Here is a 13,026-nt window from a genome sequence, read left to right as displayed (position 1 = left end):
CTGCCGTTCAGGTAGCTGGCAGTTTCCATAGCTGTCAGTTCTGACATCGAGGCGGGGGCGAGCATGCGCTGCGTCGTACGCGCGAGCGATCGCGGCCGCGTCGAACGAAACCGGTTCGCGACACGACTGCGCGGCAATGTGTGACGTTCGCACGCACGAGTCGCTCGTCGCGGCGCCGGAACGTGCGCGATTGCGGAGCGGATCGCCACGTGAATGCCATGACGCACGACCGGTCGTTGCCGCATGCCGCGTCGCACTATGTGGTCAAACGAAGCGACGCGGCAGGAACGGATTCGCGCGTGCACAAAAAAGGGGCCGGTCGATCGCAAACGATTCCCGAACTGTGGAACGGTGCTTCCGGCAGTCTTGCAGGTGACTTTCGGATCGCATGCGGCGATTGCGGATTAGAGGAAGGGCTCGAATTCGGAGGTGGAATCCAAACTGTCTGGAGCGGCATCGCGAAGCGAAGCCACCGTTACGTGGTTGATCATGTCTGGTATGGGCGCAACGATGTGCGGCAGCGATCGTCGACGTCTGATTTCCGCCGTCACTGAAATTGGATTGAATTGCGTCAAGGCGCAGTCGCAGAGTGTCCGGCGCAGGTTTTCTGTATTGCACAATCGGCTATAAGCCGGAATGTCAGATTTCCAGAAAATGCTTTTGAGTCTACCGGGTCTCAATAGTGTATTTGGCCACACGCGGAGCGCGATATCGGGACTTGTTTGCTACGGTTTTCGACGCAGACGGCGCGTTGTCTCTGTATGTACCGGGCATGTCGCACGGCAACAGTTTAGGCGCCAGACGCGTGGTGCCAATCGAGCGGATTGGCATACGGGAAATACGGAATCCATTTTCGCCCGAGTGGGACCCATTAAAGGACCCGGCTTCAGATCGCGGTGCTTGTTAATTTCAGATTCGTCCTATGGCGGCTTTCGCACTCGCCCGGTTAAAGTCGCACGGACTATTTCGTAAACGTTTTCGGAGGATTGATTGACCCCGAGCACGGCCATTTCCGACATGCTCGCACTCGCGGGCATCAACATCCATCAGTTCTACAGCCTCGATCTCAAGGGCGTGCCAGCCGCTGCGCTCGCGGACATTTACGAGTTCGCCGGGGAGCACGGGATTGGGGAGCCGACGAAGTACACGATTCAATTCACGCATCCCCGTCATGACTTGTCGCGCAGCGAATTCCTTAACCGGATGGGCGCGTTCGTGATCCAGCCGCCGCCGAGTGACAGCTGGAGCCAGCCGGAAGGCGCACGCCGCGTGCAAGGTGTGGTGACGAGTTTCGCGCTGAAGGCCACCAATCGCGACCAGTCGTTGTACGAGATCGTGCTGGAGTCGCGTCTGGCGCTGCTGCGCAATGCGCCGAAATGCCGGTTCTTTCTGGACATGAGCATTCCCGAGATCATCGAGCAAGTTCTTCGGGAGCACGAGTTCAACAAGATATTCGCGTCGTTTGAATTCCAGCTGTACCGAACCTATCGCAAGCGCAGCTTCGTGATGCAATGGGGCGAAGATGACCTGGCGTTCATTACGCGCTTGTGCCGGCGCTCTGGAATTTGGTTCGTATGTGAGGAGGGCGAACGTTGCGAGCGGGTGCGCTTCGGCGACGATTATGCGCACTACCGCCGCGATGCTGAGCGTCTGACGGTTGCATACCGGCCGCACAGTGGACTGGAAGCCGGAGGCGTCGAGTCGGTCAGCGCACTCGAAATGCATGCGAAGACGTTACCGGCGACCTACACGGTACGCACGTTCAATACCGAAGCGGCGATTTCCGATCCAATCGAGGCGGCCTGCCCGGTCAGCGACGACCGCACTACCTATGGTGAAGCGTATACCTGGGGAATGCCGGATCGGAGCGAGGCCGAGGCGAAGGAAGAGGCGCAATTGCGCCGCGAGGCAGCGCTGGCTGGACAGGTCGAGTATCGCGGCGAATGCGACATGCTGGACCTCACGCCCGGCTCGGTGCTTAAACTGTCCAATCGGACATTGCCCGATGCGAAGCATGGGCTGGTCGTGGTGCGGGTGACGCGCAGGGCGACCCGGAAGAAGGCGTATCACGTCAGGTTCGATGCGATTCCATCCGATCGCCAGTATCGAATGCCGTTGAAGGAAGCAACGTGGCCCAGGATCGACGGGGTCATCACCGGGACGATCGCATCGTCGGGCGGCTGGAAAGATCCGTATCTGGACAGGCAGGGCGAATACATCGTCGATCTTCATCTGGATCGAGACACGCGTGTGCCCGGTTTGCAAAGCTGCCCGATGAGACTGGCGAAGCCGTTTGCGGGCCCGAACCAAACCGGCTTTCACTTCGGGCTAGTCGAGGGCACGGTGGTCGGCGTGAGCTTCCTGTGGGGCTGCGTGGATTTGCCGTTCATCAGCCATGTGCTGCATACCGCCCAACACACGGATCCGATTGTCGCGGGCGTGCCCTGGGGCACGCGCAACACGATTCGCACGCGTTCCAACAATACCGTCGAATTGGACGACCGGGAGGGCAAGGAACACGTCAAGGTCGCGACTGAGCACGGTAAGACGCAACTCAATCTTGGCTATACGGTGGACCGGAATCAACAGTTGCGCGGTGAGGGTTTCGAACTGCGTACCGACGATCGTGGGCATGTGCGCGCCGGTGGTGGCCTGCTGGTGTCGTCCGACCGGCAGGAGAAGGCGATCGGGCAGGCGGCCGACATGCGGCCGGCAACGAACCAGTTTGCGCTGACTCAGGCGCAGGCGCGGGGGTTGACCGATGCTGCCGCGGTGGCGCAGGCGGAAATCGCGGATCTGAAGGCGGAAAACGCGTGGCTGCAGGACGAACTGGCAAGCTTGAAAACGGCCGTGATCGCATTGTCCGCACCGAACGGCATTGGCCTGGCGACGCCGGATCGGGTAATGGTGTCGGCGGGCAAGGACGTGAGTGTCGGCACGTCTTCGCGGTTCAACGTGAATGCGCTCCGGAACGTTGCGATCGCGGCAGGCGAGGTGCTGTCGCTGTTTGCGCAAAAGTTTGGCATCAAGCTCTATGCCGCGCGCGGCAAGGTTCAAATCCAGGCGCAGTCGGATGCGATGGAACTGGTGGCGCAGAAGGACATGCGGATCACGAGTGCAGACGGCACGACGACGGTCAATGCCGCCAACGGAGTGGTGCTCGGCGGTGGTGGTACGGCCTACATCAAGGTGCAGGGCGACAACGTCGAAATTGGCGGGGCCGGCTGCCTGATCCTCAAGATCATCGAAATTCAGAAGGAAGGACCCGGTGCGCTGTCGTTGCCGCTGCCGAAGTTCAACCAGACCGATATCGCGAATGACGAACGATTCATTCTCAGCGACGACATCACCGGCCGGCCGGTTGCAAACCGACCTTACAAGATTCGGCTCGCCGGCGGGCAGATTATCGAGGGCGTTACCAACGAAAAGGGGGAGACCTCGTTGAGCCGGCAGGACGTTGCCGGGGGCCTCAAGCTGCTGCTTCAGAACAATAAGGAAGTCTGACTCATGACCGGCGACGAGTCCAATCTGCCGGACGGCGCGGGCGACGATACCGGTGCGCCTCAACCTTACCGGCATGACAACGCAACGCGCATTGTGCCGATGCAGCGCGATCATCTGGGGCAGCCCTATTGGGAGTCGTATCACACACCGACCAGCTTTCAGGTGCGAGCCGAGTGCCGGATTCCGCCGCACATGCCGGGGGTCATCATCTTCGTGCATGGGGTTAACTCCACGGGGGAGTGGTATGACTCGGCGGAACAGGCTTTGTGTGATGGGTTGAATGACCGGTTGAATCGGCCTGACGGTACGAAGCTGAAAGCTAACAATTACATCGCGGTTGATCCCGATACGAAGAAGCCCATTTTGCGCAGGCTCGATCCTAAGGCGACCGGATATTCGCCTGTGATTCGCTTCTATTGGGGTTACAGCGCGGCCCCTGGGACCGAGCGCAACTGGCGCATCCCGATGCGCAATCCGCGTGGCTTCGATCTTTGGTCTCCAGCATGCACGAACGAGCAGGGTCCCTGGCATTGGGGTGGCGGCCCTTTTCAGAACGGAACGAACAACCTGCCGCAGTTGTGGAGCATCGAGGGATTTAAGCGTCACGTGCTCAGGTTCGATATGGAGTCGTTGAACACCGAGGAGGATCGCCAACTGCAGGACTCCCCGCCGCGTACGTACTACGCGCACGCGGCCCAACGGTTGGCTGATTTGGTCGATCGGATTCGCAACGAGTGTCCGCGCGATACGGTGACCGTAATGTCGCATAGCCAAGGGACGATGATCGCGCTGGCAGCGACAGCCTTATGCAAGACACGTGTGCCGGATGCCGTGTTTGTAATGAACTCTCCGTATGCCCTTGATGACAAGATCACGGATGCGTTGGCGTGCGGTACGGAACGTCCTACTCCGGAGGCGCGTATCAACAGTTTCCGGAACATCGCAAACCGGATTAAGGAGGACAAGCGCATTTTCACCGAGGCGGAATTGGATCAGCTTCAGTGTGGTGCGTCCGAAGACATGGATTTTTGGCGGCCCGACAACCAGCGCAAGTCTGGCGTGCACGAACGCGACAATCACGGCCGACTGTACGTGTACTTCACGCCGCACGATCGCGTGATGGGCGCGGTGCCGCTGCAAAGCATCGGCTGGCAGGGCGTGGATGACAAATTACTTAAAGAGTTGGGCGATACGGTGAAGCAGCGCATGCTGGCGCGCGGTACGCCGGTGGGTGACGCACCGGGCGTGAAGAAGTTCGGCACACTGCCACCGATTCCCGACGACAAGCTTGTGCCCGGAGCGAAGTCGACTGATTTCTGGAACGGTAACCGAAATATCTTTACGCCCCTTTTGAAGCTGTGGGCGGTACCGCATCCCGATAACACCGTGACAATTAATACGGAAGAGGTGCCACAGCCAGTCACGGCTGAAGAGATGAGCGACTTTGACGAGTCCCGCGTCGATATGCCAGAAATGGGAAAATGGGTTCCGGATCCAAATGATCCGAACACAGGTAGCTACGCGGACAAAGACTACCGTTTTATGCGCTCGGTTTTTCAACCTAAGCACACCATTGCTACCGAAGACATTTACACATCCAAGCGCATGACGCGAGTAGAAACTCAGGATGAAATGCTGCAACGACTTGATGCCTATCGCGCTGAACCGACCAATCACAGCACGTTACCAGGGAATCAAACATTCATGCGCCGGGTGGTGGCCTACGATTTGCCGATCGGCTTTTGTGATGCGTATGAGAGGCCGGCGTTCTGGACACGCCTAATGCAGTTAGCCGACTGGACGCAGGGCTACGACGATTACTTTGAACTTGGTGCGCCTCAAAGCATTGCCAAACCCGCGTATATCGATTGGGACACGGTAGCCGAGGAACAAAGCAAGACCGAAGCCGAACAACTTCGGCAACAGCAATGGAAGGGCGGAGCGTGATGAAATATTCAATTACCACGATCGCGTTGATCGTCCTGATGCAAGGGTGTACGGCACAGGAGCCGAAGCGTCCAGTCTTCAGGTTGGGAGACTTTATGAGTTCGAGGCTTAAGGAGTTGCCTTACGATTCGCCACCGCAGGTTATCTACCGGATCGACGAGCACCGATTCGTCACGCTTGAACATTACCGAGACTGCCGACACGGAGACGCCTATTACAACGATACACGTGCCGATATTCGAAAGTATCTGGGGCGAGGACATTTTGAGAATTTTCAAGGACGTGTGATTAATGCAGACCCGTCGGGCATGAACATAGTGCTGCCATTGGCCTATCCGCCGAGGGCTATTTGCGGAAATGGTGAGAAAGGATGCGTTGTGCCGCTTTGGTATTCGACGGATGGCGGTATCACTTTCTCAGTGATGACTTATATGGATCACAGTTTTAATCCAACTGAGGATTCGAGGAGCTATTCGGTATTTGTGACCGAGGACAAACTCTATGTGGCGAAGAAGTGGGGGGATGACGATGCCTACGTCGTTGTGTCTCCGATGGTGCCAGGCATTGACTTAAGTAAGCCCTATCCTCCGGGCGTCAGAGGCGGGAGCTTTGCCGCATCGAAGCGACCAGGCATTTTCTCAAAGCTTCGCACACCCTCCGGTCAGGATCGAATTACCTGTGATACGTCGATCAAGCCATCTAATCCGGATGCACCGCTGATACCTCATTGAGATAAAAACCGATGAGATACACCATTTCTATGGTCATGCTGGTCGTCCTGATGCAAGGGTGCACGGCACATGAGCCGAAGCGTCCGGTCTTCAGGTTGGGAGACTTTATGAGTTCGAGGCTTAAGGAATTACCTTACGATTCGCCACCTCAGGTCATCTACCGGATCGACGAGCATCGCTTCGTCACGCTTGAACATTACCGAGACTGCCGACACGGAGATGCCTATTACAACGATACGCGTGCCGACATTCGAAAGTATCTGGGGCGAGGGCATTTTGAGAATTTTCAGGGGCGCGTGATTAATGCAGACCCGTTGGGCATGAACATTGTGCTGCCGTTGGCCTATCCACCGAGGGCTATTTGCGGAAATGGTGAGAAAGGATGCGTTGTGCCGTTTTGGTACTCGACGGATGGTGGAAGAACTTTCGCCACGAAGATCTACGCGGATCATAGTTTAAATCCATTTGAGGATTCGAAAAGATATGTGTTCGCGGTTACGCGAGATAGTCTTTTTATTTCAAAAAAAATAAGCGAAACGGTGAGCGTATTTGACACTGACCGCTACCCGCTCATTCCTGACTCTACTGGTAAGCGCATCGAGTTTGATGCAAAGATGCCGAGTAATCTTCGCACACCCTCCGGCCAGGATCGAATTACCTGCGATGCATCGATCAAACCGACGAACCCGGATGCACCGTTGCTACCGCAGTGAAGCACACCGATCATCACCCTTCATCGAGCACATCAACATGAAAAGTCCAATATGCGTCGGCGACGCAACGACACACGGCGGTGTCGTCAAAACCGCATCGTCAACGTTTGACCTGGATGGCCGCAAGGTGGCGCTGCTGCATGACATCGTCTCGTGTCCGGAGCACGGCGACAATCCGATCATGGAGTGTGCAGAGGGCTACAGCGAAGGCGGCCGAAAATGGGCTGTACACCTGTGTCGTACGCGGTGTGGCAGCCAGGTGATCGCCAGCAGCACCGGGATGAAAATCGCATGAGCAGAACGTGGACAATCCCGAACGTCGACGAGTATCCGAACCGAAAGCCGCCCTCGATCTGGTGGTGCGTGCTTGCCATCGTCGTCATCCAGATGGCGGGCATACTCATTGCGGCGCTCACGTGGGAGCAGGGCAAGCCGGTGATGTCGGAGGAGTTTTTCGCACGCGCGTTGCTGTTGCCGATGCTCGTGTCGGGAGTCATGTGCGGCGTGATCTATGTCGGCTACGAGGAGTGGATCGAACGGGCTGATTGGTGGAATTTCCTGTGTCGCAACGAGCGCGCCATGTGGCGGCAATGGGCGCAAGCGCACGTGGCGATCGTCGACAGCATCGCGTTGACGCCTGAGCTAGAGTTGGCTGAACGTCTGATGGGGCTGGAAGGTAGTGCGCCGATGAACCCGGACAAGATCCTTGCTTTGCCGGAAACAGCATGTTCGGCAGGGGAATCGCGGCTCGCACGGGTACTTGAACGACTGGCGGCTCCATTCGCAACCTGTCTTGCACGTCTTGCGCCGCGCCGGGGCGTCGAAGTGATCCTGCAATCCGCCGACGAGGACGATCTCAAGGAACTCCGGGCGGTATGGAGGCGGCTGAACCTTCCCGACCTCGTGCAATTCCGATGGGTGGCGTACGGTGCGACACAGACCAATATCGACACGTGGTTCGACCACGGTGGCACAACCGATTTTCGGCTGTTGCTGGCCTGTCAACTGCATACCGAGGGGGTAGAGCCGGTATGGTCGGAGGCCGCAGTGGGGATGCTGCTTGTGTCACCGCGCGTCGCCCGGGAAATCGGAGGAAAGTTCAGGCCTCAGGCGCGTTTGTTCCGCTCGATTGCGACGCCGTCCGATTCCGTGGTGGATGCGCTGGAAACGCTGCTGGCAGCGGAGCAGACGCCGCGCGCACGTATCCGGAATGTATGGTTGAGTGATTTGCCGCGCCAGAGTCGTCATGCAACGCTCGGTGCAATTGAGGCTTTGGAGCTGGGGTTCGCGGCGCACGATGTCGACCGCGCCATGGGTAAGCCGGGGCCGGTGAATGGACTATTGCTTCAGGCGCTCGCGGCTCGGATGGTGGCGCACGGCCAAGGTGCACAATTGGTGGCTTCGCCGAGCGCTCGACAGGTGCGGTTGAATCTCGTTGGTGTGCAGCGTGCGCCGGTGCCTCGCGTCGAGGCGGGCTATAGACGTCTGCTTAACTTGTCGTTCTCAGTGAGCGGGAGTTGCTGCCTGACCATGATCATGGTCGCACTGAATACCCTTGGCGCATCCAAATGGTGGTCATGGGCCTGTCTGGCCGGGTTCGTATTGCTATTTCTGATCCAGGTCGGCTGTTCATTCCTGAGGCGTTGGCTGTTGGAAGATGACTTTTTCCGGCAGCTACGACGCATCGGGGCGCGAACGTGAGACCACTCACTGCGTCGCCCGACATCGGGCGCGCGGCGATTGAACAAGATCCTCGTAATTCCTCCTTGACTCTCGCCGCTCGGTCGCTATCCTTCAATCCATAACCATAGGGTTATGGATTTGAACATGCAGAACGCACACGACCTGCTTTTCAGGACGCTAGCCGATCCCACCCGCCGCGCGCTCTTCGAGCGGCTGTGTGCGGACGGCGAGCTGACGGTTGCCGCGCTGACGGCCCATGCGGGCGTTTCGCAGCCGGCCGTGTCGAAGCATCTCGGCGTCCTGAAGCAGGCCGGGCTCGTGAGCGACCGTCACGAAGGCCGGCAGACGCACTACAGCGCGCAGCCGCAGGCGCTGGCCCCGTTGATCGACTGGACGAGCCAGATGGCCGGCTTCTGGCAGAACCGGTTCGATGCCCTCGAAGATCTTCTAAACAGGATGGACCAGTAATGAACCAGGCCACCACCGAAACGCGCTCCGTCGCCGTCGACCGGGAGCTGCCGCATCCGCCGGAGAAGATCTGGCGCGCGCTTACGCAACCGCACCTGATCGAGGCGTGGCTGATGAAGAGCGACTTCGAGCCCATCGCGGGCCGCGCCTTCAGCTTCCGCGCCGACTGGGGCTCGGTCGACTGCACGGTCCTGACGATCGAGCCGCCGCGCGCGTTGTCCTATACATGGGCCGCATATGGCCTCGAAAGCGTCGTCACGTGGACGCTCACGCCGACGCCGGCCGGCACGCATCTGCGGATGGAACAGGTCGGCTTCCGCACGGACCAGGAGCAGGCGTATCGCGGTGCGCAGCACGGCTGGGTCCGGTTCTTCGACTCGCTCGAACAGGTGCTGGCCGGCCCCGACGAAGGCACGGAGGCCCGCTCATGAGCACGACGGACCTCACGCCGTCGGAGCGTATCGACGCGCTGATCGCCGGCATCGCCGATTGGCGCGGCAAGACCTTCGCCGACCTGCGCCAGACGATCCTCGAGGCCCAAGCGGGCATCGTCGAGGAATGGAAATGGATGGGCAGCCCCGTGTGGTCGTGCGACGGGATGATTGCCGTGGCGAACGCGCACAAGGGCAAGGTAAAGCTGACCTTCATGCACGGCGCGCAACTGCCCGATCCCGACAAGCTGTTCAACGACGGCCTCGACGGCAATGCGCGGCGCGCGATCGACCTGTTCGAAGGCGACCGGCTCGACAAGCGGGCGCTGAAGAATCTCGTGCGCGCGGCGATCGAATACAACCGCACGCATCTGAAGAAGAATGCGCGGCGAGCGGGCGCAGGCACGAAGGCACGGGCCGACAAGGCGGCGTGATGCGTCGAACGACCGGCCGCGCCGCCTAGCGCGCACGAAAAAAAGCCCGACACGAGGTCGGGCATCCAAATCGGCCGCAACCGCCGCGAGGCGGCTGCGGCACCTGCAAAAGCAGGGCGCTTACGCTGCGAGCAGCGAGCGCAGCACGAACGGCAGGATACCGCCGTGCTTGTAGTAGTCGACTTCGATCGGCGTATCGATGCGCAGCAGTACCTGCACGCGCTGCGTTTCGCCGTTCTTGCGATTGATCACGAGCGTGACGTCCTGCTGCGGCTTGAAGTCGTCGCCGAGGCCTTCGATGTCATACGTTTCGTCGCCGGTGATGCCGAGCGACTGGATGCTGTCCGAGCCCTTGAACTGCAGCGGCAGCACGCCCATGCCGACCAGGTTCGAGCGGTGGATGCGCTCGAAGCTGCGTGCGATCACGGCCTTCACGCCGAGCAGTTGCGTGCCCTTCGCGGCCCAGTCGCGCGACGAGCCCGTGCCGTACTCTTCACCCGCGAACACGACCGTCGGCGTATCGGCGCCGACATACTGCATGGCCGCGTCGTAGATCGACTGCTGTTCGCCGCTCGGCTGGTGGATCGTCAGGCCGCCTTCGACGCGCGTGCCGTCTGCCTTCGCCGGGATCATCAGGTTCTTGATCCGGACGTTCGCGAACGTGCCGCGCATCATCACGTCGTGGTTGCCGCGGCGCGAGCCGTAGCTGTTGAAGTCGGCCTTCTGCACGCCGTTTTCCTTCAGCCACTTGCCTGCCGGCGAGTCTTCCTTGATCGAGCCCGCCGGGCTGATGTGGTCGGTCGTGACCGAATCGCCGAAGATGCCCAGTGCGCGCGCGCCCTTGACCGTCGGGATCGATGCAGCCGGTTCCATCGAGAAGTCGTTGCCGAAGAACGGCGGCTCGGCGATGTACGTCGACTTCGGCCAGTCGTAGACCTGGCCCGATTCGCCCTCGATCTTGCTCCAGAGGTCGCCCTTCTTGGTCAGCTTCGAGTAGTTGTCCTCGAACTTCTTCGGATCGAGCGCGAACTTGAGCAGCGCGTGGATTTCTTCGCTCGTCGGCCAGATGTCGCCGAGGTAGATGTCGCGGCCGCCCTTGCCCTTGCCGACCGGTTCGGTCATCAGGTCGCGCGTGATGTTGCCGGCGATCGCGTATGCGACGACCAGCGGCGGCGACGCGAGGAAGTTCGCGCGGATGTTCGGGTGGATACGCGCTTCGAAGTTACGGTTGCCCGACAGCACGGCTGCCGCGACGATGTCGTTCTTCGTGATCGCTTCGTTCAGCTCCGGCGTCAGGTCGCCCGCGTTGCCGATACAGGTCGTGCAGCCGTAGGCCGCGACTTCGAAGCCGAGCTTCGACAGGTAGGGCAGGAGGCCCGTTTTCGTCAGGTACTCGGTGACGATGCGCGATCCCGGTGCAAGCGAGGTCTTGATCTTCGGATCGACCGTGAGGCCGGCCTCGACCGCCTTCTTCGCGAGCAGGCCGGCGGCCAGCAGCACGCTCGGGTTCGACGTGTTCGTGCACGACGTGATCGCGGCGATCAGCACGTCGCCGTTCTTCACGTCGACGCCGTTGCTCGTCGTGTATTGCGTGCCGAGGTCTTCCGCCTTCTTCGCGAAGCCGTTGTCCGCGACCGGCTTCGAGAACAGGTCGGTGAACGTCGACTTGACGTTGCCGATCTCGATGCGGTCCTGCGGACGCTTCGGGCCGGCCAGCGACGGTGCGACCGTTGCGAGGTCGAGCGTCACCGTCTTCGTGTAGTCGATGTCGCCGGCCTTCGGGATGCCGAACAGCTTCTGCGCCTTGAAGTAGTTTTCGAACGCGGCGATTTCCGCCTTCGTGCGGCCCGTGCCTTCGAAGTAGTCGATCGTCTTTTCGTCGACCGGGAAGAAGCCCATCGTCGCGCCGTATTCCGGCGCCATGTTGCCGATCGTGGCGCGGTCCGGCAGCGACAGCGACTTCGTGCCTTCGCCGAAGAACTCGACGAACTTGCCGACGACCTTCTCCTTGCGCAGCATTTCGGTGATCGTCAGCACCAGGTCGGTGGCCGTCACGCCTTCGCGCAGCTTGCCCTTCAGCTCGACGCCGACGACGTCCGGCGTCAGGAAGTACACCGGCTGGCCGAGCATGCCGGCTTCCGCCTCGATACCGCCCACGCCCCAGCCGACCACGCCGATGCCGTTGATCATCGTCGTGTGGCTGTCGGTGCCGACGAGCGTATCCGGGTAGTACACGGTGTCGCCGCCGTCCGTCTTCTTGTGGACGCCACGCGCGAGGTATTCGAGGTTCACCTGGTGGACGATGCCGACGCCCGGCGGCACGACCTTGAACGTGTCGAATGCCTGCATGCCCCACTTCATGAACTGGTAGCGCTCGTTGTTGCGCTGGAATTCCAGTTTCATGTTCAGGTCGAGCGCGTCCTTCTGGCGGAAGTAGTCGATCTGGACCGAGTGGTCGACGACGAGATCGACCGGGACCAGCGGCTCGATCTTCTTCGGGTTCTTGCCCGTACGCTCGGCGACGCCGCGCATGGCCGCGATGTCGGCGAGCAGCGGCACGCCCGTGAAGTCCTGCAGCACGACACGCGACACCACGAACGGAATCTCGTCGACGCGCTTGTCGGTCGGCTTCCAGTTCGCGAGCTGCTGGATGTGCTCTTCGGTGATTTTCTTGCCGTCGTAGTTGCGCAGCACGGACTCGAGCACGATACGGATCGACACCGGCAGGCGTTCGATCTTCGTCTTCAGCTCCTTGCCGAGTTGCGGCAGCGAGTAGAACTTGCCTTTGCCGGAACCGCTGTCGAATTCCTTGAGGGTCTTGTGGAGATTGTGGGCCATGGTGATTTTCCTGGGTTTAAGGCTAGGAAACAACGTGTCCTGTAGATGACCAGGGGGCTGTTTGCGGATGAAACGGACATGCGTTGCCCCGAGAAAGGCCGCTCGCAAGGACTGCGACGCCGCGAGCGGCCTTTCTCGGGGCAACCCCAAATTTAAAATTTATTCCACGGGAATGCCCCAAATCGGCCGCATGACGGCGTCGTTCGTCGCTTGTTTGGCACGGCCAAACGGCGCTCCTCACTTCTTGTCCTGCGACCGATTTGGGGCATTCGCATGT

At 60.1% G+C, this 13,026-nt stretch carries 11 protein-coding genes; 10 read left to right on the top strand and 1 reads right to left on the bottom strand.

Annotation, left to right across the window (positions count from 1 at the left end; genetic code table 11):
• The first annotated feature begins 209 nt into the window (after positions 1-209).
• From G3N64_RS02120 to G3N64_RS02075, 10 genes are all read left to right on the top strand, one after another.
• Positions 210-554: a hypothetical protein gene (locus tag G3N64_RS02120; protein WP_205782107.1), complete on the top strand. Its 345-nt coding sequence runs from the start codon at positions 210-212 to the stop codon at positions 552-554.
• Positions 555-990: 436 nt separating this feature from the next.
• Positions 991-3,504 carry a type VI secretion system tip protein VgrG gene (gene vgrG, locus G3N64_RS02115; protein ID WP_205782106.1) on the top strand — a complete coding sequence of 838 codons (2,514 nt, stop codon included), beginning with the start codon at positions 991-993 and terminating at the stop codon, positions 3,502-3,504.
• Positions 3,505-3,507: 3 nt separating this feature from the next.
• On the top strand, positions 3,508-5,451 hold the full coding sequence (locus G3N64_RS02110) for a DUF3274 domain-containing protein (protein ID WP_205782105.1): 1,944 nt from the start codon (positions 3,508-3,510) through the stop codon (positions 5,449-5,451).
• Positions 5,451-6,182, top strand: coding sequence for a hypothetical protein (locus G3N64_RS02105; RefSeq protein ID WP_241020726.1), 732 nt, complete (start codon positions 5,451-5,453; stop codon positions 6,180-6,182). Before G3N64_RS02110 ends, G3N64_RS02105 begins: the two co-directional genes overlap by 1 nt.
• Positions 6,183-6,193: 11 nt before the next feature.
• Complete coding sequence (locus G3N64_RS02100; RefSeq protein WP_205782103.1) at positions 6,194-6,895, top strand: hypothetical protein; 702 nt, start codon at positions 6,194-6,196, stop codon at positions 6,893-6,895.
• 37 nt (positions 6,896-6,932) lie between these two features.
• On the top strand, positions 6,933-7,190 hold the full coding sequence (locus tag G3N64_RS02095; protein ID WP_205782133.1) for a PAAR domain-containing protein: 258 nt from the start codon (positions 6,933-6,935) through the stop codon (positions 7,188-7,190).
• The gene (locus G3N64_RS02090; protein WP_205782102.1) at positions 7,187-8,596 is read left to right on the top strand and encodes a hypothetical protein; all 1,410 of its coding nucleotides are present in this window, start codon (positions 7,187-7,189) and stop codon (positions 8,594-8,596) included. The genes G3N64_RS02095 and G3N64_RS02090 overlap by 4 nt, the downstream gene beginning before the upstream one ends.
• Before the next feature lie 126 nt (positions 8,597-8,722).
• Positions 8,723-9,046 (top strand): metalloregulator ArsR/SmtB family transcription factor, encoded by a 324-nt coding sequence (locus tag G3N64_RS02085; RefSeq protein ID WP_205782101.1) that lies wholly within the window; start codon positions 8,723-8,725, stop codon positions 9,044-9,046.
• The gene (locus G3N64_RS02080; protein WP_205782100.1) at positions 9,046-9,477 is read left to right on the top strand and encodes an SRPBCC domain-containing protein; all 432 of its coding nucleotides are present in this window, start codon (positions 9,046-9,048) and stop codon (positions 9,475-9,477) included. The genes G3N64_RS02085 and G3N64_RS02080 overlap by 1 nt, the downstream gene beginning before the upstream one ends.
• Entirely contained in the window at positions 9,474-9,911 is a 438-nt protein-coding gene (locus G3N64_RS02075) for a DUF1801 domain-containing protein (protein WP_205782099.1), read from the top strand. The genes G3N64_RS02080 and G3N64_RS02075 overlap by 4 nt, the downstream gene beginning before the upstream one ends.
• A 120-nt stretch (positions 9,912-10,031) precedes the next feature.
• Here the strand turns inward: G3N64_RS02075 and acnA are convergent, their stop codons facing one another.
• The gene (gene acnA / locus G3N64_RS02070) at positions 10,032-12,749 is read right to left on the bottom strand and encodes an aconitate hydratase AcnA (RefSeq protein WP_205782098.1); all 2,718 of its coding nucleotides are present in this window, start codon (positions 12,747-12,749) and stop codon (positions 10,032-10,034) included.
• Positions 12,750-13,026 lie beyond the last annotated feature (277 nt).

It is taken from the genome of Burkholderia sp. Ac-20344 (assembly GCF_017104975.1).
GTDB lineage: Bacteria > Pseudomonadota > Gammaproteobacteria > Burkholderiales > Burkholderiaceae > Burkholderia.
Note: the sequence above shows the minus strand (reverse complement) of the source record. Positions and strands in the feature narration are given on the sequence as shown.